A 25,321-nucleotide genomic window follows, 5' to 3' on the forward strand; every position below is an offset into this window, starting at 1 on the left:
GCCGTGAGCGAGGCACTTGTCGCCACCCAGGCCCCCGGGACGGACACGCCCGTCCCGGGGGCCTCGGGGGCCCGTCAGTTCTGGCGGCGGCTGCGGGCGCAGCGCGCCGCCCTCGTCGCGGCGGTCGTCGTCGCGCTGCTCGTCCTGGTCGCGCTCGCTGCGCCGCTGCTCACCGCCCTGGAGGGCCAGGACCCGACCACCTACCACCCCTCCCTGATCGACTCCGCGCGCGGGGGCGTGCCCATCGGCTCCTTCGGCGGCGCCGGCACGGGCCACTGGCTGGGTGTCGAACCGCAGACCGGGCGCGACCTGTTCGCCAGGCTGGTCTACGGAGCGCGGGTGTCGCTGGGCGTCGCGCTGGCGGCGACCGTGGTGCAGGTCGCGATCGGAGTCGTGGTCGGCGTGGCCTCCGCGCTCGGCAGCCGATGGGTTGATCAACTGTTGAGCCGGGTCACGGACATCATCGTCGCCATGCCGCTGATGATCATGTCCTTGGCGCTGCTGGCGATCGTGCCGTCGAGCTTTCCCCGGCCCGTCCTCGTCACCCTCGTCATCGGCCTCATCGCCTGGGGCAACATCGCGAAGATCGTGCGCGCCCAGACCCTCACCCTCAAGGGCCTCGACTACGTCTCCGCCGCCCGCCTGAGCGGGTGGGGCACCTGGCGGATCGCCCGCCGCGAGCTGCTCCCGGGGCTGGCCGCACCCGTCATCACCTACGCGGCACTGCTCGTCCCCATGAACATCTCGGTCGAGGCCGCCCTCTCCTTCCTCGGCGTGGGCGTGAAGCCGCCCACGCCGTCCTGGGGACAGATGCTCACCAGCGCCGACGTCTGGTACCAGGCCGCGCCGCAGTACCTGCTGCTCCCGGCCGGCGCCCTGTTCCTCACCGTCCTGGCCCTGACCGTCCTCGGCGACGGCGTGCGCACCGCACTCGATCCGCGCGCGGCCTCCCGCCTGCGCGTCGGCACCGGCCGGAAGAGCCGGAGCGGGACCGCGAAGGAGGAGACCGCATGAGCGGCTTCGGTGGTTTCGTGCTGCGCCGCGCCGTCGGCATGGCGGTCACCCTGCTCGCCATCTCGGTGATCGTCTACGTCGTCTTCTACGCCACCCCCGGCAACGTCGCCCAGATCACCTGCGGCCCGCGCTGTTCGCCGGAACAGGTGCACCAGGTCGCCGCGCAGCTCAGGCTCGATGACCCGCTCTACCTGCGTTACTGGCACTTCCTGGAAGGCCTCGTCGTCGGCCGGGACTACTCGACGGGCACCTCGGTGGCGCACTGCTCCGCGCCCTGCCTGGGGATGTCGTACCAGAGCGACCAGCAGGTCATGGACATCATCCTGACCAAGCTGCCGGTCAGCCTGTCGCTCGTCCTCGGCGCGATGGTGCTCTGGCTTTTGCTCGGCGTCGGCACCGGCGTGCTCTCCGCCTGGCGGCGCGGCCGGATCTCCGAGCGCCTGCTGACCGCCCTCACCCTCGCGGGCACCGCCACACCCGTCTTCGTCGTCGGCCTCGTGCTGATGATCGTCGTCTGCGCCGAACTCCAGCTGCTGCCCTTCCCGCAGTACGTGAACCTCACCGACGACCCGGAGCAGTGGGCGTGGAACCTGCTGCTGCCCTGGCTCTCGCTCGCCCTCATCGAGGCGGCCGCGTTCGCCCGGCTCACCCGCGCCTCGATGCTGGAGACGCTCGCCGAGGACCACATCCGCACCTTCCGGGCGTACGGCGTGGGGGAGCGGTCGATCGTCGGCCGGCACGCCCTGCGCGGCGCGCTCGCGCCCGTCATCGCGCTGAACGCCAACAACGTCGGCTCGGCCGTCGGCGGCGCCGTCCTCACCGAGACCCTGTTCGGTCTGCCCGGCATCGGCCAGGAGCTGGTGCACGCGGTGAAGGTCGTCGACCTGCCGGTGGTCGTCGGCATGGTCCTGGTCGTCGGCTTCTTCGTCGTCATCGCCAACGCCGTCGCGGACGTCCTGTACGCGGTGGCCGACCGACGGGTGGTACTCGCATGAGCCTGGTGGAAGTCACCGGCCTGACGGTCGAGTTCGGCTCGCTGCGGGCCGTGGACGGGCTCTCCTTCCGGCTGGAGCAGGGCGCCGCCCTCGCACTGGTCGGCGAGTCCGGCTCCGGCAAGTCCACGGTCGCCGGCGCCCTGCTGGGCCTGCACCGGGGCACCGGGGCGCGGGTCGGCGGCTCGGTGCACGTCGCCGGCACCGACGTACAGCAGGCCCCGGACACGGAACTGCGGCGGCTGCGCGGTGCCAGGGCCGCCATGGTCTTCCAGGACCCGCTGTCCTCGCTCGACCCCTACTACGCGATCGGCGACCAGATCGCCGAGGTGTACCGCGTACACACGCGCGCCTCGCGCCGCGCCGCACGCGCGCGTGCCGTCGAGGTGCTGGAGAGGGTTGGAATTCCGGACGCACGGCGCCGGTCCAGGTCCCGCCCGCACGAGTTCAGCGGCGGCATGCGCCAGCGAGCCCTGATCGCCATGGCGCTCGCCTGCCGGCCGGATCTGCTGATCGCCGACGAACCCACGACGGCCCTCGACGTCACCGTCCAGGCCCAGATCCTCGATCTGCTGCACACGCTGCGCGAGGAGACCGGCATGGGCCTGCTGCTCGTCACCCACGACGTGGGCGTCGCCGCCGAGAGCGTCGACGAGGTGCTGGTCATGCGGCACGGCCGGACCGTCGAACACGGCCCGGTCGGCACGGTCCTCGCGGCGCCCGCGCACACGTACACCCGCGAACTGCTCGACGCCGTCCCGCGCGTGGACGCGCAGCGCGCCCCCTCCGAGGCGTCCGACGAGGTCGTGCTGGAGGCCACCGGGCTGCGGCGCGAGTTCGGGCGCGGCAAGCGGGCGTTCGCCGCCGTGGACGACGTCTCGCTGACCGTCCGCCGGGGCGAGACCCTGGGCGTCGTGGGGGAGAGCGGCAGCGGCAAGACGACACTGGGCCGCATGCTGGTCGGGCTGCTCGAGCCGACCGCCGGCGAGATCCACCACGCGGGGCGCCCGCACACCGGCGTGAACCCGGCCGTCCAGATGGTCTTCCAGGACCCCGTCTCCTCCCTCAACCCCCGCCGCAGCGTGGGCGAGTCCATCGCCGACCCGCTCCGCGCGCGGGGAGACCGGGAAGAGGAGCGGATTCGGGGACGCGTGGTCGAACTGCTGGAGCGCGTCGGGCTCGAAGCGGCCCACTACGACCGTTACCCGCACGAGTTCAGCGGCGGGCAGCGCCAGCGCGTCGGCATCGCGCGGGCGCTCGCCGCCGACCCGCGCGTCATCGTCTGCGACGAGCCCGTCTCGGCGCTCGACGTCACGACGCAGGCCCAGGTGGTCGAACTGCTCGGGGAACTGCAGCGCGAACTCGGCCTCGCGCTGGTGTTCATCGCGCACGACCTCGCCGTCGTCCGCCAGGTCAGCGACCGGGTCGCCGTGATGCGCCGCGGACAGGTCGTCGAGTACGGACCCGCCGACGCCGTGTACGACGCCCCGCGCGAGCCGTACACCAAACAGCTCCTGGCCGCCGTACCCGCGCTCGATCCGCAGCTGGCGGCGAAGCGTCGGGCGGCCCGGCGGGAGCCGGCCGCGGCGTAACGTTTCGTACGTGGCCGATCACCGTCCGACCTCCTAGCGCGACAGAACGCGACCCGCACGCGAAAGTTACGACCGTTCACCCCTTTTGGTGGCGCGATGGACAACCGTCCGTCGCGCCACCGCCTTGTCCGCATACGTTCGTCCCGCTGCGAGCCGCCAGGACCAGGGCGGCTCCCACTCACGGGAGATCGGGGGTGCACACGTGCGTATCGGACTGCTTACGGAGGGCGGCTATCCGTATGTGAGCGGTGACGCCGGGCTCTGGTGCGACCGGCTCGTGCGCGGGCTCGCACAGCATGAGTTCGACCTCTACGCGCTCAGCCGCAGCCGACAGCAGGAGGACGCGGGCTGGGTCCCGCTCCCCGAGCAGATCAGCCGGGTCCGTACGGCCCCGCTGTGGACGGCCGAGGACGACGAAGTCGCATACGGCCGGCGCGCGCGCCGGCGCTTCACCGACTGCTACGGGGAACTGGCCGGGGCCCTGTGCGCCGCACCCGACACCACCGTCGGGGATGCGTCCGCTCATCAGGCGGACCGTTTCGGCAGCGCGCTCTACGGTCTCGCCGAACTCGCCCGCGACGAGGGCGGACTGGTCGGCGCGCTCCGCTCCGACACCGCCGTACGCACCCTGGAACGCGCCTGCCGCGCCCCCGGCGCGCTGCGCACGGCACGCGAGGCGCGCGTACCCGACCTGCTCACCGTCACCGCGCACCTCGAACGCGCCCTGCGCCCCCTCTCCCTCGACTGGTACGGCGACGACGGACTCGGCGCGGCCGACCTCTGCCACGCCACCGCCGGCGGCCCGGCCGCCCTGCCCGGACTGCTCGCCCGGCACTTCGCCGACGTACCACTGCTGGTCACCGAGTACGGCGTGCAACTGCGCTCGCACTACCTGGCCCTCGGCCCCGACACCGCGGCCCCCGCCGTGCGAGCCCTGCTCGCCGCCTTCCACGGCCGGCTGGCCACCGAGGTCTACCGGCGGGCCGCGATCCTCACCCCCGGCAACGCGCACACCCGCCGCTGGCAGGAACGGTGCGGCGCCGACCGCACCAGGATCCGTACCGTCCACCCGGGCATGGACGCCTCCCGCTTCGCGGAGGTCGGCGAGTCCCCGGACCGCGCCGACGCGGACACGCTCGTCTGGGTCGGACGGGTGGAACCCGCCAAGGACCTCATCTCCCTGCTGCACGCCTTCGCCGAGGTCCGCAGAGAGGTGCCGAAGGCCCGCCTGCGGATCGTCGGCGCGCCCGCGGGCCCCGAGGGCCCGGCCTACCTGCGCCACTGCCGGGCCCTGGCCGCCCAGCTCTTCCCGGACGAGGCGGAGGGCGTGCACGCGGTCGGCGACAACCCGGTCTCCTTCGAGGAGATCGGCGGCCCCGAGGCCCCGACGCTGCCCGACGCGTACGCAGGCGGCTCCGTCGTCGTCCTCTCCAGCGTCGTCGAGGGCTTCCCGATCAGCCTGGTCGAGGCCATGTTCTGCGGACGCGCCACCGTGTCCACCGACGTCGGCGCGGTGGTGGAGGTCATCGGCGGCACCGGCCTCGTCGTGCCCCCGCGCAATCCGCGGGCGCTCGCCGAAGCATGCGTGGCGCTGCTGCACGACCCCGAGCGCCGTGAGCGCCTCGGCGCCGCTTCCCGCGCCCGCGCGCTCGAACTGTTCACCGTCGAGCAGAACATCGCGGCATTTCACGGCATTTACCTCGAGATCGTCTCGCGCTGCCCGGTACGCCGCGTCGTCCTCGACGAGGCGGGCGCGCCCCTGCCGTTCGCCGCGCCGGCCGAGGCCCACGTCCCCGTCCGCTGGACCGGCCCCACGGCCAACGTACTGACCCGGGGCGTCCCGGGCTGGGCGGCGGGCGGCCCGGTCCGCGCGACCCCGCTGGCGGCTCCCGAGGGGGCGCGGTGAACGGCTCCGGCGGACTGGACGACGCCCACGACACCCGCGACGACCGGGACGTCATGAGCCGGCCGGGCCGGCAGGACGGTCCCGCGATGCCGGGCGGCGCCGACGCCTGGGACGAGCGGTCGGGGGAGTGGCTGGCAGGCGCGGAGACGCGCGGCGGCGCGAGCGGTGCGGGAGCCGTGCGGCCGGGGGCTTCCCCCGGGCCGGAGCCCAAGCCGCCCCCGGCAGCGGAGACTTCCTCCGCAGCGGCTCGCCCGTGGACGCCCTCGGCGCCGATGGGGGCCGCAGGGGACTCCGGGTCCGGCAGAAGCCGCAGGCCCACCGCCCGGCGCGGTACCGACCCCGTGAAAGCCCTGCTGCACCGGCACCGGGAGCTGTGCGAGCGGGCCGTGGACCCGCTGGAGATCGCCGCCGGGCTGGAGGCCCACGGCGTCACCGACCGCACCGCCGCCGGCTTCCGGCACCGCGATGTCTTCTCGCTCGCCGAGGAGCTGTACGCGCGCGTGCCCCGCGACGGCACCCCACGCCCCCAGCCCCAGCTCCTGCGCGCACCCCGTGTCCGTGCCGACTGGGTCCTGCTCACCCTCCTGCCCGGCGCGCTCGGCGCGGCCGTCGTGACCGGGCTGCACCTCACCCAGGGCCGAACCCGCCTGCTGGTGGTCCTCGGCGGCCTCCTGGCCGTCGGCCTCGCCGTCCGCGCGGCCCTGCGCCGCGGCCCCCTCGCCACCGGACCCGGCACACCCCCGTGGCGGACGGCGACCGGCACGCGCGCGTGCACCCTCTGGCTGCTCGGGTACGCCCTTCTCGGCGACGGACTCCTGCACGCGGTCGTGGCAGGCGGCCCCGACGACCTGCCCACCGGTATCCCGGACGGCCCCTGGCCGGCAGCCGTCGCCCCCGCCCTCGCGCTCACCCTGGCCTGCGCCCCGGCCGCCTGGTGCGCCCACCTCCTCACCGCCGGTGCCCGCCGCAGGCTCGCCGGCAGCCGAGGTCTGGAGGACTTCACGGCCGCCGCCCGGCCCCTGCTGCTCGGCGCGGTCGCCCTGTTCCTGGCCGCCCTCGCCGCACTGCTCGCCCTGTGCGCCGCCGTCCTCGACGAGAGCGCGGCCTACCCGCAGGCCCTCACCCTGGGCGCCCTCCTCCTGCTCGCCCGGCTCCTCACCGTGCACCACCACCGACACGCCCCCGCCCTGACCCTGGGTGCGGCGGCAGCCGTCGAGGTGGCGGCCCCCGCCCTGCTCCTGGCCGGCCGACTGCCCGGCTGCGCCTTCCTGGCGACCCCCGTCGAGACCCTGGTGGACGCCTGGGGCCCGGCCGCCGTCCCTGCGCTCGCCTGCGGCACTGCGGCCCTCGCCCTGCTGCTCCACGCCCTGCGCACCCTCACCCAGGCCTCGGCCCACGCGCCGACAGGAGCAACCGGGTGAACCCTCCGCCACCAGCCCGAACCGAGCCCGCCGCCACCCGCCCCGAGCGCGTGGCAGCACCCGGCCGCGGTCGAGGCCGCGGGCGCCCGGCCCACCGCCGGAGGCAACCGCATCACCCCTTCGAAGGAGAAGACGAGATGACCACCTCCCGACACGGAGCGCCCGGAGCGTCCGGAGCCTTGGGAGCAGCCGGAGCGCACACCCCGGGAGGCGCCCGATGAGGGTCCTGCTGATCGGAGCCAACGGATACATCGGCCGCTTCGTCGCCGACCGCCTGCTCGCCGACCCGGCCGTCCAGCTCACCGCGCTCGGCCGCGGCGACGACGCCGACGTCCGCTTCGACCTCGCCACCGGCAGCCCCGGAGCGCTCACCCGCTTCCTGGACGCGGTCCACCCCGGAGTCGTCGTCAACTGCGCCGGCGCCACCCGCGGCGGCGCCCGCGATCTCACCCGGCACAACACCGTCGCGGTCGCCACCGTCTGCGAAGCCCTGCGCCGCAGCAGCTGCAGCGCCCGCCTGGTGCAGATCGGGTGCGGCTCGGAGTACGGCCCCAGCCAGCCCGGCTCCTCCACCGCCGAGGACGCCGTGCCCCGCCCCGGCGGCCCGTACGGCGTCAGCAAACTCGCCGCCACCGAACTGGTCCTCGGCTCCGGCCTCGACGCCGTCGTCCTCCGGGTGTTCTCACCCGCCGGACCCGGCACCCCGGCCGGCTCCCCGCTCGGCCGGCTTGCCGAGGCCATGCGCCGTGCGATGCAGTCCGGCGACGGCGAACTCAAACTCGGCGGCCTCGGCGTCCAGCGCGACTTCGTCGACGTCCGTGACGTCGCCCGCGCCGTGCACGCCGCCTCTCTCTCTGCCGCGCAGGGCGTCATCAACATCGGTTCCGGCCGCGCCGTCCGGCTCCGCGACGCCGCCGCCGTCCTCGCCCGGGTCGCCGGATACGGCGGCGCCCTCCACGAACTCGACGCCCCTCCCGGGCCGTTGCGCAGCACCATCGGGCACCCCCGCACCGACACCGACCACGCCTCTCCCGTCGCCTACCCCTACCCGGACGGCTGCGGCAGCTGGCAGCAGGCCGACGTGCGCACCGCCCGTGACCGGCTCGGCTGGCGTCCCCGGATCAACCTCGAAGAATCCCTGGCCGACATCTGGATGGAGGCGGCATGCCGCATCTGACCAGCACCAAAGCAGGTACCACCAGCACCGGCATCCGTACCGCCCTCGGTGTCCCCGGCTACGCGCATCCGCTCGTCGCCCCGGCCCAGTGGGCCGAACTCGCCCGCCCCGGCACCCCCCTGGACTGGGTCGTGCTCGACGTCGCCGCCGGGCCCGGCACCCGGCCCGACCCGCACTGCCTGGAAGCCGTGGGCCGGCTGCGCAACACGGGCGTCCGTGTCCTCGGTCATCTGGACCTCACCCACGGCGCCCGCCCCCTCGCCGGCCTGCTCACGGACGCGCACCGTCACCTCGACTGGTACCGCGTCGACGGCTTCATGCTGGACCGCACCCCCGCGGACCGCGCCGCACTCCCCGAGGTCCGCCGCGCGATCGGCGCGCTCCGGTCGATCAGTGACACGCCCCACATCGTCCTCGGCCACGGCAGCCACCCGTACCCGGGCTACGCGGAGAACGCCGACCAGCTGGTGACCTTCTCCGGGCCCTGGTCCGACTACCGCTTCTCGCAGGTCGCCGAGTGGACCGCCGACTACCCGCCCGACCGTTTCTGCCACTTCGTGCACGGTGTGCCCCTCGGCCATCTGGAGGAGGCGCTGCGCATCGCGCGGTGGCAGGGCGCGGCGACGATCTACTTCACGGACCGCACCGACCGCGGTGGGCGCAGCGACCCGTGGGAGACGATGCCCGGCTACTGGGACGAAATCGTCTCGCGGGTCGGAACGGGTGTCTCGGAATGAAGAAGGCCGTGGCAGTGTTACGGGGAGAACAACCATAGTGATTGACCGACCAACGGAGTCCCCGTGTCGCTGCCACCCCTGGTCGAGCCAGCTGCTGAGCTCACCGTAGACGAGGTCCGCCGGTACTCCCGCCACCTGATCATCCCCGACGTCGGGATGGACGGGCAGAAGCGGCTGAAGAACGCCAAGGTGCTCTGTGTGGGCGCCGGCGGCCTGGGCTCGCCGGCGCTGATGTACCTGGCCGCCGCGGGCGTGGGCACCCTCGGCATCGTGGAGTTCGACGAGGTCGACGAGTCGAACCTGCAGCGCCAGATCATCCACAGCCAGGCCGACATCGGCCGCTCCAAGGCCGAGTCCGCGCGCGACAGCGTCAAGGGCATCAACCCGTACGTGAACGTGATCCTTCACGAGGAGCGGCTCGAGGCCGACAACGTGATGGACATCTTCAGCCAGTACGACCTGATCGTCGACGGTACGGACAACTTCGCGACCCGCTACCTGGTCAACGACGCCTGTGTGCTGCTGAACAAGCCGTACGTGTGGGGCTCGATCTACCGCTTCGACGGCCAGGCCTCGGTCTTCTGGTCCGAGCACGGCCCCTGCTACCGCTGCCTCTACCCGGAGCCCCCGCCGCCGGGCATGGTCCCCTCCTGCGCCGAGGGCGGTGTGCTGGGCGTGCTGTGCGCGTCCATCGGCTCCATCCAGGTCACCGAGGCGATCAAGGTTCTCACCGGCACCGGTGAGCCGCTGGTCGGCCGCCTGATGATCTACGACGCCCTGGAGATGCAGTACCGCCAGGTCAAGGTCCGCAAGGACCCGGACTGCGCGGTCTGCGGCGAGAACCCGACCGTCACCGAGCTCATCGACTACGAGGCCTTCTGCGGCGTCGTCTCCGAGGAGGCCCAGGAGGCGGCGCTCGGCTCGACGATCACTCCCAAGCAGCTCAAGGAGTGGATCGACGACGGCGAGAACATCGAGATCATCGATGTCCGCGAGCCGAACGAGTACGAGATCGTCTCCATCCCGGGCGCCAAGCTGATCCCGAAGAACGAGTTCCTCCTGGGCACCGCCCTGGAGGGCCTCCCGCAGGACAAGAAGATCGTCCTGCACTGCAAGACGGGTGTCCGCAGTGCGGAAGTCCTCGCCGTCCTGAAGTCCGCGGGCTTCGCGGACGCCGTCCACGTCGGTGGCGGTGTGATCGGCTGGGTCCACCAGATCGAGCCGCAGAAGCCGGTCTACTGATCAACCCCTTGGGCGGGCCGCGGAGTTGTTCCGCGGCCCGCCGTTTTGCTCTGACATCAAACTCGCGAACCGCCCTCTCAGGGGACGGTTCGTGAGTTCGTGTGCGCCTACTTGATGTTCAGCGGGACCGAGTCACCTTCGGTGAGGTTGTCCTGTGAGAGCGTTCTGGAAAACGTCTGGGCCTTCTTCCCCGGTGCCTTGCACGTGACATCGACCGTGAGGCTGAAGCTTGAGTCCAACGGGGTGTCGAGGCTGATCGGGCCGAACGTCGCCCTGCGGTTGGTCGGGTTGTTGGTGGGCCCCTGCGCATCGTCCTCACCGCTGTCCAGCGACACCCGGGTGGGTACAGAGTTGTTGGGGGCCGGGAACGCACTCTTGCAGGTCACCTTGCCGCTGAAGGACACCTCCCCGACCGGAGGCGCTGCCGAGGCGGGACTGGCCGTCAGGAGTCCCCCGGCCAGCACCGCAGTGACGATCGGGGCCATGGCTGCGAGAGTACGATTCCTGCGAGACATGCGCGTAGACATGGGAATCACCTGCTCGTTGGTTTATGACTAGTCCTGAGTAGGCCGACCCGGATGCCGGAATGACATGCGTGGCTCAGAGAGCGCTAGGTTTCGTGGGGTCGTCCGTGACTGGGCGGGGAGCCGGCCGCTGTTCTTCACCAGCGCTTCGGCAGCCCCATAGGCCCGTCACTCACCACGATCCTACGGTGCCCACCGGCCTGCAACCGGAACGGGTTCCTGGTGTACCGCGCGACTCTCATGACGAAGGGGCGCGTATTTGACTCTCCGTCATGGGCAGGAACTCGCAGGCCGTCGTCATGAGCAGACCGTGCCGTCCTTCGGTACCGTCCCGTCGAGCAGGTAGGCGTTCACCGCCGAGTCGACACAGTCGCTCCCGTTGCCGTAAGCCCCGTGTCCCTCGCCCTTCCAGGTGAGCTCCACACCGACGCCCCTGCCCAGTTCGTCGGCCATCCTGCGGGCACCCTCGTACGGCGTCGCCGGGTCCCCGGTGTTGCCGACCAGCAGGATCGGTGCCGCGCCCGGTGCGCTGACCTCGGGGGTGTCGTACTGGCCGGACACCGGCCAGTCGTGGCACCAGCCTGCCGTGTCCCAGCCCAGGAAGTCCCCGAAGACGGGAGAGATCCGCTCGAACTCCGGCAGCAGCTTCTTCGTCTGCGCGAGGGTCTGCCGCTGCCTGTCGTCCAGGCACGATATGACCCGTTGGGCGTGGCCCCGCGTGCCGTAGTGCCCCGACGCGTCCCGCTCGTTGTAGTCGTCCGCGAGCGCCAGCAGCTGCGAACCGTCGCCCTGCTCGGCCGACTTGAGCGCGCTGGTCAGCCGAGGCCACCCGGCCTCGCTGTAGAGCGGCACGATGATGCCGGTGACCGCGAGCGTCTGGTTCAGCTTCCGCCCGGACGACGTCGGCAGCGGCCTCGCGTCGAGCCGCCGGAGCAGGTCCACGATCTTCCGGGAACCCAGCTTCGGGTCCTGGCCGGTGGACTTCAGGTAGTCGTCCAGGGCCCGTTGGAAGCCGCGGGCCTGGTTCTCGGCGTGGCCCACCGCGTCCGCGGTCGGGTCGACCACCGCGTCGAGTATCAGTCGGCCGACCTGCTTGGGGAACAAGTGGGCGTACACACCGCCCAGTTCGGTGCCGTAGGAGATGCCGAAGTAGTGCATGGTCCGGTCGCCGAGAACCTGCCGCATCAGGTCCATGTCGCGTGCGGTGTCGGTCGTCGAGACGTGCGCCATCAGCGGGCCGGCGGCCTTCTGGCACCCCTTGCCGAAGGCGGTGGCGTCCTGCAGGTACGCCTTCTCCTCCGCCGGGGTGTCCGGGGTGATGTCCACTCCCTCCGCCGCCTCGATGTCCCGGTCGCTACGGCAGCGGATGCCCTCGCTCGCGCCGACCCCGCGCGGGTCCCAGCTCACCAGGTCGTAGTGCTCGCGCAGTGTGGAGACGGTGGCGCCGTAGTACGGCATGACCGACACGCCCGAGCCGCCGGGTCCGCCGAAGTTGAACAGCAGCGAGCCGATCCGGTCGCTCCCGGTCGCCTTCGCGCGGATGAGCGCGAGGCCGATCGTCCTGCCGGCCGGCTTCGACCAGTCCAGCGGGACCTTGAGCGTGGCGCACCGCCACTCGTCGCTCGGTGCGCCCGAGTCCCCGGTGGCCTTGCAGCGGCGCCAGTCGAGGTGCTGGGAGGTGAGCGAGGCGGGGAGGTCCGCCATGGACGGTGGCGCCGGTGCGGAGGCCTGGCCGGTCCCTGTGGCCGAGCCGGTCCCCTTGCCCTCGCCATGACCCCCGTCCGACGAGCCGCCGCATCCGGCCACCAGCAGCGCCGCGGCCGCGGCGGCCGTCCACCGCAGGAATCGAGACATGCGCACCCCCTCGCAGGCCCTCCGCGTCGTGCCGCAGCGGGCGTTCAGGCCATGGTAGGCGGAGCGGGATCAGCCTGCGTGAGCCTGTGGATAACCATCTGACCTGCGGCTTTGTAAGGTGGATCGGGCGTCCGCTCAGGGATTGCCGGATTCTAGGAGCAGACCGTGCCGGCCTTCGGTACCTTCCCGTCCAGCAGGTAGTCGTTCACCGCGCTCTGCACGCACTTGTTCTTGCTGTCGTACGCCCCGTGGCCCTGGCCCTTGTACGTGAGCTCGACGGCGACGCCCTTGCCGAGCGCGTCCACCATCTTCTTCGCGCCCTCGTACGGGGTGGCGGGGTCGCCGGTGTTGCCCACGACGAGGATGGGCGCCGAGCCCGGCGCGCTGACGTCGGGGTGCTCGGCGGCCCCGGGCACGGCCCAGTCGGTGCAGCTGACCATCCCCCAGGCCAGATAGTCCCCGAACACCGGGGAGGCGGCACGGAACTCGGGCACCGCCTGCTGGACTCGGTCCGCGCTGTACCGCGGTTTCTCGTCGGCGCAGTTGATGGCGATGTTGGCCGCGGTGATGTTGCTGTACTCGCCGTTCTCGCTGCGCCCGTTCATCGAGTCGGACAGCAGCATCAGGATCTTGCCGTCGCCCTCGTAGGCCTGCTCGAGCCCCTCGGTGAGGTACTCCCAGAAGTCCTTGGAGTACAGGGACTGTGCGATGCCGTTGGTCGCCGCCGTCTGGGTCAGCTGCCGCGGGAAGATGCCGGGGATCGGTTTCTTCTCCAGGTCCGCCAGCAGTTTGGCGATGCGGTCCTTGACCTCCTGCGGGGTGTCGCCGATGGGGCACTCGGTCGTCTTCGAGGTGCAGTCCTCGGCGAAGTTGTCGAGCGCGAGCTGGAAGCCCTTGGCCTGTCCGAGCGCGCTCTGCTCGGGGTTCAGGGTGGGGTCGACGACCGCGTCGAAGACCGCCCGGCCGACGTTCTTCGGGAACAGGTGGGCGTAGACGCCGCCGAGTTCGGTGCCGTAGGAGATGCCGAAGTAGTGCAGCTTGTCGTCACCGAGGACCTGGCGCATCAGGTCCATGTCGCGGGCCGCGTCGGTCGTGCGCACATGCGGCAGGATCTTCGTGGAGTTCTTCTCGCAGGCCGAGTTGAACTGCCGGGTGCGGTCCAGCAGCTGGGCGCGCTCGGCACTGTCGTCGGGGGTCGCGTCCTGCTGGAAGAAATCGTCGAGCTGGGCGTCGCTCTCGCACTTCACGGGCGCGCTGCGGCCGACCCCGCGCGGGTCGAAGCTCACCAGGTCGTAGCGGGTGTTCAGGGCGGCGTAGTCCGCGCCGAAGGCGGGCAGCGTGGTGACGCCGCTGCCGCCGGGGCCGCCGAAGTTGAACACGAGCGAGCCGATCCGCCGGCTCGGGTCACCGGTGGCCTTGGCGCGGATCAGGGCGATGTCGATGGTGGGGCCCTTGGGGTCGCTCCAGTCCCGGGGGGCCTTCATGGTGGCGCACTGCCACTTGGCGCCGCTGGGCAGCGGGGACGGAGAGGTGCCGCCGCCCTCCGCCGCGGACGGCACCGGGCAGTCCTTCCAGTCCAGCTTCTGTGCCGGCAGGTCCCCGTCCTTGGCACCCTCGCTGCATCCGGCCAGCAGAGCGGCCAGCACCACGGCGCTGGTGGTCAGAGCGGCGGCACGCAGCCGGAAGGGGTTCGCCATACATCCATCCTGCGCGCGCGCACGCCGGGGCGCGCGGGACGCGAGCCGTACGAGGTACGCCCCTGGCCTGCTGCGCAGGCCTGTTCCGCGCCGCCGCTCCTACAGGGCACCCTTGCGCGTGAGCTGGTTGAAGGCGAACCAGCCGGGCAGCACCGGCAGCCACAGCGTCAGCAGCCGGAACAGCAGGACGGCCGGTGCGGCGACCTCCTTGGGGAGGCCGACGGCGATCAGGCCGAGCGTCAGGCTCGCCTCGACCGCGCCGACGCCGCCCGGGGTGGGCGCCGCGGAACCGAGCGCGTTTCCGGCGAGGAAGACCACGGCGACACTGGCGATGCTCAGCGAGGTCGAGTTGTCACCGAACGCCCGGATGGAGGCGTCCAGGCACATCACGAAGCAGAAGGTCAGCAGCAGCATGCCGCCGATGCCGGTGACCAGCTTCTGCGGCCGCTGGAGCACGTCGAGCATGCGCGGCACGACACCGGCGAACAGCGACCTCACGCGCGTGGAGACGAATTTCCGCAGGAACGGCACCGAGGTCACCACGAGCACCAGAACCGCCACGGTCAGCAGCCCCGCGATGACCGTCCGGGACGGCGACAGCGACGGCGTCTTCTCGGTACCGGTCAGGTAGCCGAAGGACAGCAGCATCAGGATGTGGCAGCCGAGCCCGAACAGCTGCGACGCGCCGACGCTCGCCACCGCGAGCCCCGGACGCACGCCCTGGCGCTGCAGGAAGCGCGTGTTCAGGGCTACACCGCCGACCGCCGCCGGCGCGACGATCTTCACGAAGGACCCGGCGACCTGGGCCGCCGCCGTCCGCAGGAACGGCACCCGCTCCGGTACGAACCCCAGCAGGGCCATCGCGGCGGCCACGTAGCTGAGCGCGGAGAACAGCACCGCGGCGAGCACCCAGCCCCACTGGGCGTTGGCGATCAGCGGACCGAACTCGATGTGGGTGAGCTGGGTCAGCAGGAAGTACGCACCGATGGCACCGGCGATGAAGCTGATCAGTGTGCGCGGCCGCACCCGCTCCAGACGGGCCGGCTCCACGGGGGCCTGCGGCCTGATCCGCAGCACCTCGTGGCGGATCTGCGTGAGCAGATCCTCCTCGCGGGCCTCGTCGAGTGCCTCGTCCAGGGCCCGCTTCTCCGCCCGCTGCTCGGCCCTGACCGTCTTCTTGTCGCGCTTTTCGAGCACGGGCCCGGCCGTCTCGGAGGCCTCCGCCGGCCGGGCCTGCTTGGCCTGCCGGGACGCCTCCAGCACCGCCTCGCGTTCCCGCTCGGCGCGCTCGCGGGCCAGCTTGCGCAGGGTCGCGCGCGTGGAGCGCGTCAGTGCGATGGGCTGCAGCATCGGCAGGCAGTCGGCGACCGCGTCCGGGCCGAGCACCCCGACGGCCGAGGCCACGGCCCGCTCGGCGCCCACCCGCAGACCGACCGTGGTGACCAGCTGCGCGACGTCCATGCGCAACAGCAGATCGCCGGCCGCGATCTCGCCGCCGCGCAGCTCCGCGAGGATCACCTTGCCGGAACGATCCACCAGTATCGCGTCACCGGCCAGCCTGCGGTGCGCGATGCGCCGGGACTGCAGCGCCCGCACCTGGTGCCAGGTGTGGCGCAGCAGCTCGTCGGTGATCTCCTCGTCCGGCAGCGAGTCCAGCGTGCGCCCGCCGGTGTGCTCGTAGACGAGCATCACCGCGTCCGGACCGAGTTCCGAGGTGGCGATCAGCTTGGGCGCGTTGGCACCCGCGGCGATCGCCGCGTACGCGAGCAGAGCCTCCTGCTCCAGCGCCTGGCGCAGCGACTGGAGACTGGAGCGGGTGGCGAAGCCGCGCAGGGTCAGGTTGCGCCAGGCGCGGTAGAAGAAGCCCTGGGCCTGCTGCTCCCGGTCGACGACCGTGACATCCAGCGGCGGGCCGTCCTCCAGGGTGACGAAGTAGCGCCGTCCGCGGTCGCCGTTCTCCGACTCCACGGACTCCTCGCGGGCCGCGCTGACCGGGTGGAAGCCGACGTGCCTGAGGCCCGCCATCAGGGTCCGGCCGGTGGGGCGGACATTGGGGGAGCCGACCGCGTACAGCGTGCCGTAGGCGACGGTCCAGCCGATCAGCACCGTCAGGATGATCGAGAACGGGGTCGTGTAGCCGGTGACCAGCATCGAGAACGCGTCGAGCAGCAGCACGATCCACAGCACAGAACGCCATCTCGGTCTGCGGGACATGCCGACGGCCGTCATATAGGCGATGACGGGCGCGAGATAGCCGTGCACCGGGTCGGTCAGGGCGTGGATGTCGCCCGGTGAGGGCTGGGTCAGCGCCTCCTGGATGGAGTCCGGTGCGGCTTGGGCGACCCACAGGTCGGTGGCGAGGGTCACTCCGTGCGCCAGGACGGCCGCCAGGACGCCGTCGGCGATCCGCAGCCCGTCCCGTTTGATCAGCCGCTCGATCGCGAAGGCGACCGGCACCAGGAGGATCGCGATGCTGGACGCCAGTCCCGCGATCTTGATCAGCAGGTCCGGGGCCTGCCCGGTGCCCTTGTTGATGTCCTGCTCGAGGCCCGAGGTGGTGCCGTGCGCGAACGCGGCGATCGCGAGCAGTACGACGACGGCGAGCACGCCCACCAGAAAGCGCATGAGGTCGGAGGGACGGTGCACGCGCGCGGGGAGCAGCGGTTCGTCGCCCTCGACCTCCTCCGGATGAGGATCTTCGTCACCGGAGCCCAGGCCCTCGTCGGGGCGTGCGTTCCCGGGGACGGGTGCCCCCTCGGCGGGGCCGGTGACGTCGCCACGCGCACGCGTGCCGTCGTCCCGCGCACCGTCGTCCGTGTGCACGTCCTCGCCCGGAGTACCCGGAGACCCGGTGTCGTCCGGGCCCGGAGAACCGGCCTCGTCCGGGCCCGTGGCGCCGGTGCCGACCTGGCCGGAGCGGGCGGTGTCGGGACGCGCGGCAGCGTCAGAGGTGCCCTCCGCGCCTTCGGGGTGCACGCCCTGCTGCATCATGGTCTCTTCTTGGTCTCGTATCACCGGTCACCGCCCGCACGATGGTGGCATGCCCCATCGGCACACGCGGGCATCAGGGTGCGGATGGGCGGTCGGACAGTCTGCCGGAAGCGTCGCCCGAGGGCGAGAGGGCCGTACCCGGACTTCGCGCCACGTTGTCGGTGGGGTGCGGCAGGATGGGGCGAATGAGCGAGCAGAGCCCTGCCGAGGACACCCGAGAGGGGTACGAGGACGCGTTGCCGGAGTACGCCGAGCGGGTCCTGGAGGTCGCCGAGCGCATTCCGCCGGGCCGGGTCATGACGTACGGCGATGTCGCCGAGTGGCTCGAGGAGGGCGGCCCGCGCCAGGTCGGCCGGGTGATGGCCCTCTACGGCGGAGCCGTCCCCTGGTGGCGTGTGGTGCGCGCGGACGGAAAGCTGCTTCCCGGCCACGAGCTGCGTGCCCTCGATCACTACCGCGCGGAGGGCACGCCGCTGAAGGAGGCGGGCAGGAGCACCGAGGGCCATCTGCCGCGGCTCGACATGAGACGCGCGCGATGGGACGGCGGCACGGTCGCGGAGGGTCACACCTGACAGCTTCCGCCATCGGATGCCGTCGAGGGGAACCCGTGGCCCGTACGAGGGACACGGGGGACGTCCGTGGCATGACGTACGTTCGTGTGGTGAGGGACCCACGTGACACGAGGGCCACGAGAGCCGCGAGGGAAGAAGCGGAAGCCCTGCTTCCGTCCGAGGTGGCGGCGTAGCGTCGGCTGCACGTGTCCACCTCACCCCGCGGCCACCGCCTAGCACGCGTGACCGCCCGCCCACCAGCACAACCACCAGGACCGGCGAACCACGTGAGCTCCTCTTCCTCCATCAGGCGCCTGCCGCACCCCCCGGTGCGGCAGGGGAGCCGTGGCGCTTACCGGCTGGTCCGTACCCCGCCTGCCGAAGTGGATCCCCCTCGTCTTGACGCGACACAGCGCGCCGTGGTTGACCACAAGACCGGACCACTCCTCGTTCTCGCAGGTCCGGGCACCGGCAAGACCACCACTCTGGTGGAGTCCGTGGCCGCGCGAATCGCCCGTGGCGGGGACCCGGAACGGATCCTGGTGCTGACGTTCAGCCGCAAGGCCGCCGTCGACCTGCGCGACCGCATGGCCCTGCGCATCGGCGCGGCCCGCGCGCCCCGGGCGACCACCTTCCACTCGTACTGCTACGCCCTGATCCGCGCCCACCAGGACAGCGGCCTGTTCGCGGAGCCGCTGCGCCTGCTCTCCGGCCCCGAGCAGGACGTCACCGTGCGCGGGCTGCTGGCCGGGCAGCCCGAGCTGGAGCGGCTCGGCCTCGACCACGTGAGCTGGCCGGACGAACTGCGCGCCTGCCTGACCACGCGCGGCTTCGCCGACGAGGTCCGCGCCGTCCTCGCCCGCAGCCGCGAGCTGGGCCTCGGCCCCGGCGCACTGGACGCCTTCGCCCGCCGCATCGGCCGCCCCGACTGGCGCGCGGCCGCCGCCTTCCTCGCCGAGTACCTCGACGTCCTCGACCTGCAGGGCGTCATCGACTACGCCGAACTGGTCCACCGCGCGGTGCTGCTCGCCCACCGCGCCGAGGTCGCGGCACGGCTCGCCGCCCGGTACGAAGCCGTGTACGTCGACGAGTACCAGGACACCGACCCCGCCCAGGTGCGGCTCCTGCAGGCCTTGGCCGGCGGTGGGCGCACGCTGGTCGCCTTCGGTGACCCCGACCAGTCGATCTACACGTTCCGGGGCGCCGACGTGAACGGCATCCTGGACTTCCCGGGGGCTTTCCCGCGCGCGGACGGCCGCCCGGCCCCCGTCGAGGTGCTCCGCACCTCCCGCCGCTCCGGCGCAGCCCTGCTGGCCGCGACCCGCCTGATCACCCAGCGCATGCCGCTGACCCGGCTGCCCGCCGAGAAGGTACGCGCCCACCGCGAGCCGAAAGCCGTGCGGGACGGCGGCCGCGTCGAGGCCTACACGTACCCGACGGCAGGTACGGAACTGGACAACATCGCCGACATCCTGCGCCGCGCGCACCTGGAGGACGGCGTCCCCTGGAGCGACATGGCGGTCCTGGTACGCGCCGGCTCCCGCGCCATCCCGACCTTCCGCCGCGCCCTCACCGCGGCCGGCGTCCCCCTGGACATCGACGGCGACGACCTGCCCCTGCGCCACGAGCCGGCGGTCGCCCCTCTGCTGACAGCACTCAGAGCGGTGGCCACGGCGGAGGCCGCGCGACGCCCCGGCGAGGAGACGCGCGACGAGGAGGCGCGCGGCGAGGCGGAGGGGGCGGCGGCCGGCGCGGACGGCGCTGCCGAGGCCGGCGCCGATGTGCTCGCCGAAGCCGGCATGGGCGGTGCTGCTGCCGCCGGCGCCGATGTCGCTTCCGGGGCTGCCGCGATGCGCTCTGTCGAAGTCGGTGCCGCAGCCGGCAAGGACGGTGCTGCTGACGCCGGCATCGAAGAGGTCGCAAGCGCCGAGACGGACGGCGTTGCCGAATCCGGCCCCCAGGCGCTCGCCGAGGCCGGCGCGGACAGCCCTGCCGAGATCGGCAACCGTGCGCCCGCCGCCGAGCCGGCCGCCGACACGTACTGGCTCGACGCCGAGACCGCCCTCACCCTGCTCGCCTCCCCACTCGCCGGCATGGACACCGCTGACCTGCGTCGACTCGGGCGTGCCCTGCGTGAGGAGGAGCGGGTCGCCGGGAACCCGCTGCCGCCGCCCTCGGACGAGCTGCTCGCACGGGCGCTCACCGAACCCGAGCGCCTGGTCGCGCACGACCCGGCGTACGCGCGTGGGGCGCAGCGCCTCGGCGTGCTGCTCAGCAAGGCCCGTGAGCGCCTCGCGGGCGGCGGTACGGCCGAGGAGGCGCTGTGGGACCTGTGGGAGGGCACGCCCTGGCCCACGCGCCTGGAGCGCGCCGCCCGGCGCGGCGGCGCGGCGGGCCGCAACGCGGACCGCGACCTGGACGCCGTGTGCGCACTGTTCGCCACGGCCGCGCGTGCGGAGGAGCGCATCGGAGGCCGCGGCGCCCTGAACTTCCTGGAGGAGATCGACGCCGAGGACATCGCCGCCGACACCCTCACCCGCCGTGCCGTGCGCCCCGACGCCGTACGCCTGATGACCGCCCACCGCGCCAAGGGCCTGGAATGGCGGCTGGTGGTCGTCGCCGGCGTCCAGGAGGGGCTGTGGCCCGACCTGCGCCGCCGCGGCTCACTCCTGGAGGCCGACCGCATCGGCCGCGACGGACTCGCCGAACCCCTCACCCCGGGCGCGCTGCTCGCCGAGGAGCGGCGTCTGTTCTACGTGGCCGCCACGCGCGCGCGTGACCGTCTTGTCGTCACCGCCGTGAAGGCACCGGCCGACGACGGCGACCAGCCGTCCCGTTTCCTGACCGAGCTGGGCGTCGAACCCCGGGACGTCACCGGCCGCCCGCGCCGCCCGCTGTCCGTGGCCGCGCTCGTCGCCGAACTGCGCGCCACCACCGTCGACCCGCGCGCGTCGGCGGCCCTGCGGGAGGCCGCCGCCCGCCGCCTGGCGAAGCTCGCCGCACTCGCCGACGAGGACGGCCGCCCCTTGGTGCCGTCCGCGCACCCCTACCGCTGGTGGGGCATGTTCGAGCCGACCGAGAGCAAGGTGCCGCTGCGCCACCACGACCAGCCCGTCGTGCTGTCCGGCAGCGCCCTCGACCAGCTCGCCAACACATGCGCCCTGCAGTGGTTCCTGGGTCGCGAGGTGAAGGCCGACACGCCCGCCACCGCCGCCCAGGGCTTCGGCAACGTCGTCCACGTCCTCGCCGACGAGGTCGCCTCCGGCCGTACCCCCGCCGACCTCGACGTGCTCATGGAGCGCCTGGAGTCGGTGTGGAACGCGCTCGCCTTCGACGCGCCCTGGAAGTCCGCGCAGGAGAAGGGCAACGCGCGCGCGGCCCTCGAACGCTTCCTGAACTGGCACGTACTGGACCGCACCGGCCGCACCCCGGTGACGAGCGAGCAGGACTTCGACGTCACCCTGGACGCGGGCGACTACCAGGTCCGCATCCGTGGCCAGATGGACCGCGTCGAGGCGGACGGCGAGGGCCGCGCCTACGTCGTGGACTTCAAGACCGGCAAGCAGGCACCCAGCGCGGCCGACGTGGCCCGCCATCCGCAGCTCGCCGTCTACCAGCTCGCAGTCCGTGAGGGCGCCGTGGACGACGCCTTCGACGGCGTACGTCCGGAGCCAGGCGGTGCGGAACTGGTGCACCTCAGGCAGGGCGCGGCCAAGCGGGACGGCGGCGAGAGCCTGCCCAAGGTGCAGGCCCAGGAGCCGCTGGCGGGGGAGTGGGTCGGCGAGCTGCTGGCCACCGCCGCCGGAAAGGTCCTCGACGAGCGGTTCACCCCGACCGCCGGCCAGCACTGCACGCACTGTGCGTTCCGCGCCTCCTGCAGCGCCCGGCCCGAAGGGCGGCACGTGGTCGAGTGACCTGTGCCAGGGGCGAGGGTGACGTACGGCACCACCGGCGCTGACCTGCGTTTCTTCCTTCCGGAGCGGCCGATCTGTCCGCGGATGTCAGTGCCCGCCGCTAGCCTCTGACGACATGCCCGCCCGTATCACCGACCCCGAGCAGCTCAAGGAGCTCCTCGGCATCCCGTTCACCCCGGAGCAGACGGCCTGCATCACCGCGCCGCCCGCACCGCAGGTGATCGTGGCCGGAGCCGGCTCGGGCAAGACCACCGTGATGGCGGCCCGCGTGGTCTGGCTGGTCGGCACCGGCCAGGTCGCCCCCGAACAGGTCCTCGGCCTGACCTTCACCAACAAGGCCGCCGGCGAGCTCGCCGAACGCGTCCGCAAGGCACTGATCAAGGCCGGCGTCACGGACCCCGACGTCATCGACCCGGACAATCCGCCCGGCGAGCCGGTCATCTCGACGTACCACGCCTTCGCCGGCCGTCTGCTGACCGACCACGGCCTGCGCATCGGCCTCGAGCCGACCTCCCGGCTGCTGGCCGACGCCACCCGCTACCAGCTCGCCGCGCGCGTGCTGCGCGAGGCCCCCGGCCCCTACCCGGCGCTGACCCGCTCCTTCGCCGACCTCGTCAGCGACCTGCTCACCCTCGACTCCGAGCTGGCCGAACACCTCGTGGCGCCCGACGAACTGCGTGCCTGGGACGCCGGCCTGCTGCGCACCCTGGAGGGCGCCAAGCTCACCAACGCCGACCTGCGCAAGGTCCCCGACACCGCGGCCGCCCGCCGGGAACTCGCCGACCTCGTCGTGCGCTACCGGGCCGCCAAGCGCGAACGCGATCTGCTCGACTTCGGCGACCAGATCGCACTGTCCGCCCGCCTCGCCGGCATCCCCGAAGCGGGCCGGCTGCTGCGCGAGGAGTTCCGGGTGGTGCTCCTGGACGAGTACCAGGACACCTCCGTGGCCCAGCGCGTCCTGCTGTCGGGCCTGTTCGGCGGCGGCACGGGCCACCCGGTGACCGCGGTCGGCGACCCCTGCCAGGCCATCTACGGCTGGCGCGGCGCCTCCGTGGCCAACCTGGACGACTTCCCCGAACACTTCGCCCACGCCGACGGCAGCCCCGCCACCCGCCAGGCGCTCAGCGAGAACCGCCGCAGCGGCGGCCGCCTCCTCGACCTCGCCAACGGCCTCGCCGAGCCGCTGCGCGCCATGCACGCGGGCGTGGAGGCCCTCCGCCCGGCCCCCGGCGCCGAACACGACGGCACGGTCCGCTGCGCCCTGCTGCCCACCCACGCGGAGGAGATCGACTGGATCGCCGACTCCATCGCCCACCTCGTGCGCGCCGACAAGGCTCCCGGCGAGATCGCCGTACTGTGCCGCACGGCCACCGACTTCGCCGAGATCCAGGGCGCCCTCGTCGCCCGTGACATCCCCGTGGAGGTCGTCGGCCTCTCCGGCCTGCTGCACCTGCCCGAGATCGCGGACCTCGTCGCCGTCTGCGAAGTCCTCCAGGACCCCGGGGCCAACGCCTCCCTGGTCCGACTGCTGACCGGCCCGCGCTGGCGCATCGGCCCCCGCGACCTCGCCCTCCTCGGCCGCCGCGCCCGCCTGCTGGTCGCCCACGCGCGCGCGGACGACGCCGACGACCCCGACCGCAGGCTCGCCGAGGCCGTCGAAGGCGTCGACCCGTCCGAGGTGATATCGCTCGCGGACGCCCTGGACACCTTCCTGGAGGCACCCCTCGACGAGCGTGACGGGGACGACGACGGGCTGCCGTTCTCCCCGGACGCGCGCGTGCGCTTCGCCCGCCTCGCCGCCGAACTGCGCGACCTGCGCCGTTCCCTGTCCGACCCGCTGATGGACGTCCTGCACCGCGTCCTCGCCGTCACCGGCCTGGAGGTGGAGCTGTCGGCGTCCCCGCACGCGCTCGCCGCCCGCCGTCGCGAGACCCTGTCCAACTTCCTGGACGTCGCGGCCTCCTTCGCGGCCGGCGACGGCGAGGCCACCCTGCTCGCCTTCCTCGGTTTCCTGCGCACCGCCGCCCAGTACGAGAAGGGCCTGGACAACGCCCTGCCCGGCGGCGAGAACACCGTCAAGGTACTCACCGCCCACAAGTCCAAGGGCCTGGAGTGGGACGTCGTCGCCGTCCCCGGACTGGTCCACGGCACCTTCCCCAGCGCCCAGGGCCGAGAGAAGTGGACCGCGCAGGCCAAGGTGCTGCCGCACGCCCTGCGCGGCGACGCCGACACCCTGCCCGACGTCGACTCCTGGGACTCCCGGGGCATGAAGGCCTTCCACGAGGCCATGAAGGACCACCAGCACACCGAGGAACTGCGCCTCGGCTACGTCACCCTCACCCGCCCCCGCTCCCTCCTCCTCGGCTCCGGTCACTGGTGGGGTCCCAGCCAGAAGAAGCCACGCGGCCCCTCCGACTTCCTCCAGGCCTTCCACGACCACTGCGCCGCCGGATACGGCGAGATCGAGGCATGGGCCGACGAGCCCGCCGAGGACGAGGAGAACCCGGCCCTGCACACGGCCACCGCCGGCACGGTGTGGCCCCTGCCCCTGGACGACGCGGCCCTGGCCCGCCGCCGCGCGGCCGCCGAAACCGTCCTCACCCACCTGGACACCCTGGCCGCCCGGCAGGACGGCCACCCGCCCGCCGCCCACGACCCCGCCGCCTTCGACGACCCGGACTGGCCCGCACCGCCGGACGAAGAAGACCCCGACTGGCCCACCCCGGCGGACGACGAGGACCCGTACGGCGAAGCGGTCCGGTACGACGAGGACCCGTACGGCGAAGCGAGCCCGTACGACGAGGACCCCTTCGCCGGGGAGACGCCGTACGACGAGGGCGGCATGCCCCAGGAGGAGCCCGCCGACCGGGACTCCTGGACCGGCGAGCGGCCGACCGTCCCCCACCAGGCGACCGCCCCGGCCGAACCCACCCGGCCCCGCGAACGCGCCGCCGCACGCACCCGCGCCACCGAACCCGGGCACCCCGCGCCCCTCACCCCCGAGGAAGCCCGCGCCATCGCCTCCTGGGACCGCGACCTCGACGCACTCACCGGCGAGCTGCTGCGCGCCCGGCAGGCCGTCACGGACGTCCCCCTGCCGGCCACGCTGACCGCAACCCAGCTGCTGCTCCTCGCGGAGGACCCGGAGGGGCTCGCACAGGAACTCGCACGCCCCATGCCACGCCCCCCGCAACCCGCCGCGCGCCGGGGCACCCGCTTCCACGCCTGGGTCGAAGCACGCTTCGAGGAACTGACACTGCCCATGCTGGAGCCGGACGAGCTGCCCGGCAGCGAGGCCGAGATCGCCGACGAACGCGACCTCGAAGCCCTCAAGGACGCCTTCGAACGCACCGAGTACGCCCAGCGCACCCCGTACCGGATCGAGGCGCCCTTCCAGCTCACCCTCGCCGGCCGCGTCGTACGCGGCCGCATCGACGCCGTCTACCGAACCGGCGGCGGCGACACGGCGACCTACGAGATCGTCGACTGGAAGACCAGCCGCACCCGCAGCGCCGACCCCCTCCAGCTTGCCGTCTACCGGCTGGCCTGGGCCGAGCAGCAGGGCGTGCCGCCCGAGTCGGTCACGGCCGCCTTCCTGTACGTGCGCAGCGGCGAGGTCGTACGCCCCGCGAACCTGCCCGGCCGGGCCGCCCTGGAACGACTGCTCACCGGTGACCCGACCGAGTGACACGCAAGAGCCATGCAAGGG

15 protein-coding genes are annotated in these 25,321 nt (G+C 72.9%); 11 read left to right on the forward strand and 4 right to left on the reverse strand.

Annotation, left to right across the window (positions count from 1 at the left end; genetic code table 11):
- Positions 1 to 3 precede the first annotated feature (3 nt).
- The 8 genes from AC07DS_RS18160 to moeZ all read left to right on the forward strand — a co-directional run bounded on the left by AC07DS_RS18160 (position 4) and on the right by moeZ (position 10,081).
- Positions 4 to 1,014 (forward strand): ABC transporter permease, encoded by a 1,011-nt coding sequence (locus tag AC07DS_RS18160; protein WP_479146444.1) that lies wholly within the window; start codon positions 4 to 6, stop codon positions 1,012 to 1,014.
- A complete protein-coding gene (locus AC07DS_RS18165) occupies positions 1,011 to 2,009 on the forward strand; it encodes an ABC transporter permease (RefSeq protein WP_479146446.1) in 999 nt (332 codons plus the stop codon). Before AC07DS_RS18160 ends, AC07DS_RS18165 begins: the two co-directional genes overlap by 4 nt.
- On the forward strand, positions 2,006 to 3,598 hold the full coding sequence (locus AC07DS_RS18170) for a dipeptide ABC transporter ATP-binding protein (protein WP_479146448.1): 1,593 nt from the start codon (positions 2,006 to 2,008) through the stop codon (positions 3,596 to 3,598). The genes AC07DS_RS18165 and AC07DS_RS18170 overlap by 4 nt, the downstream gene beginning before the upstream one ends.
- Before the next feature lie 202 nt (positions 3,599 to 3,800).
- The gene (locus AC07DS_RS18175; RefSeq protein WP_479146450.1) at positions 3,801 to 5,504 is read left to right on the forward strand and encodes a DUF3492 domain-containing protein; all 1,704 of its coding nucleotides are present in this window, start codon (positions 3,801 to 3,803) and stop codon (positions 5,502 to 5,504) included.
- A 53-nt stretch (positions 5,505 to 5,557) separates the two neighbouring features.
- Positions 5,558 to 6,925 (forward strand): hypothetical protein, encoded by a 1,368-nt coding sequence (locus AC07DS_RS18180; RefSeq protein ID WP_479146709.1) that lies wholly within the window; start codon positions 5,558 to 5,560, stop codon positions 6,923 to 6,925.
- 217 nt (positions 6,926 to 7,142) lie between these two features.
- Complete coding sequence (locus AC07DS_RS18185; RefSeq protein ID WP_479146451.1) at positions 7,143 to 8,102, forward strand: NAD-dependent epimerase/dehydratase family protein; 960 nt, start codon at positions 7,143 to 7,145, stop codon at positions 8,100 to 8,102.
- Positions 8,090 to 8,839 carry a spherulation-specific family 4 protein gene (locus tag AC07DS_RS18190; protein ID WP_479146453.1) on the forward strand — a complete coding sequence of 250 codons (750 nt, stop codon included), beginning with the start codon at positions 8,090 to 8,092 and terminating at the stop codon, positions 8,837 to 8,839. Before AC07DS_RS18185 ends, AC07DS_RS18190 begins: the two co-directional genes overlap by 13 nt.
- A 63-nt stretch (positions 8,840 to 8,902) precedes the next feature.
- Positions 8,903 to 10,081: an adenylyltransferase/sulfurtransferase MoeZ gene (gene moeZ, locus AC07DS_RS18195; protein WP_479146455.1), complete on the forward strand. Its 1,179-nt coding sequence runs from the start codon at positions 8,903 to 8,905 to the stop codon at positions 10,079 to 10,081.
- Between the two features lie 107 nt (positions 10,082 to 10,188).
- Here the strand turns inward: moeZ and AC07DS_RS18200 are convergent, their stop codons facing one another.
- The 4 genes from AC07DS_RS18200 to AC07DS_RS18215 all read right to left on the reverse strand — a co-directional run bounded on the left by AC07DS_RS18200 (position 10,189) and on the right by AC07DS_RS18215 (position 17,147).
- Positions 10,189 to 10,566, reverse strand: a complete 378-nt coding sequence (locus tag AC07DS_RS18200; RefSeq protein WP_479146457.1) for a hypothetical protein — start codon at positions 10,564 to 10,566, stop codon at positions 10,189 to 10,191.
- Positions 10,567 to 10,902: 336 nt separating this feature from the next.
- Positions 10,903 to 12,459 carry an alpha/beta hydrolase gene (locus AC07DS_RS18205; RefSeq protein ID WP_479146459.1) on the reverse strand — a complete coding sequence of 519 codons (1,557 nt, stop codon included), beginning with the start codon at positions 12,457 to 12,459 and terminating at the stop codon, positions 10,903 to 10,905.
- A 152-nt stretch (positions 12,460 to 12,611) separates the two neighbouring features.
- Positions 12,612 to 14,156 (reverse strand): alpha/beta hydrolase, encoded by a 1,545-nt coding sequence (locus AC07DS_RS18210; RefSeq protein ID WP_479146461.1) that lies wholly within the window; start codon positions 14,154 to 14,156, stop codon positions 12,612 to 12,614.
- Between the two features lie 99 nt (positions 14,157 to 14,255).
- Positions 14,256 to 17,147, reverse strand: coding sequence for a lysylphosphatidylglycerol synthase transmembrane domain-containing protein (locus AC07DS_RS18215; protein ID WP_479146463.1), 2,892 nt, complete (start codon positions 17,145 to 17,147; stop codon positions 14,256 to 14,258).
- Positions 17,148 to 17,332: 185 nt separating this feature from the next.
- Between AC07DS_RS18215 and AC07DS_RS18220 the strand changes: the two genes are divergently transcribed.
- From AC07DS_RS18220 to AC07DS_RS18230, 3 genes are all read left to right on the forward strand, one after another.
- Entirely contained in the window at positions 17,333 to 17,719 is a 387-nt protein-coding gene (locus AC07DS_RS18220; protein ID WP_479146465.1) for an MGMT family protein, read from the forward strand.
- Positions 17,720 to 17,985: 266 nt separating this feature from the next.
- The gene (locus AC07DS_RS18225; protein WP_479146467.1) at positions 17,986 to 21,612 is read left to right on the forward strand and encodes an ATP-dependent helicase; all 3,627 of its coding nucleotides are present in this window, start codon (positions 17,986 to 17,988) and stop codon (positions 21,610 to 21,612) included.
- A 115-nt stretch (positions 21,613 to 21,727) separates the two neighbouring features.
- On the forward strand, positions 21,728 to 25,300 hold the full coding sequence (locus AC07DS_RS18230; RefSeq protein ID WP_479146469.1) for a UvrD-helicase domain-containing protein: 3,573 nt from the start codon (positions 21,728 to 21,730) through the stop codon (positions 25,298 to 25,300).
- The last annotated feature ends 21 nt before the right edge of the window (positions 25,301 to 25,321 follow it).

The organism is Streptomyces sp. NPDC044064 (genome assembly GCF_056434245.1).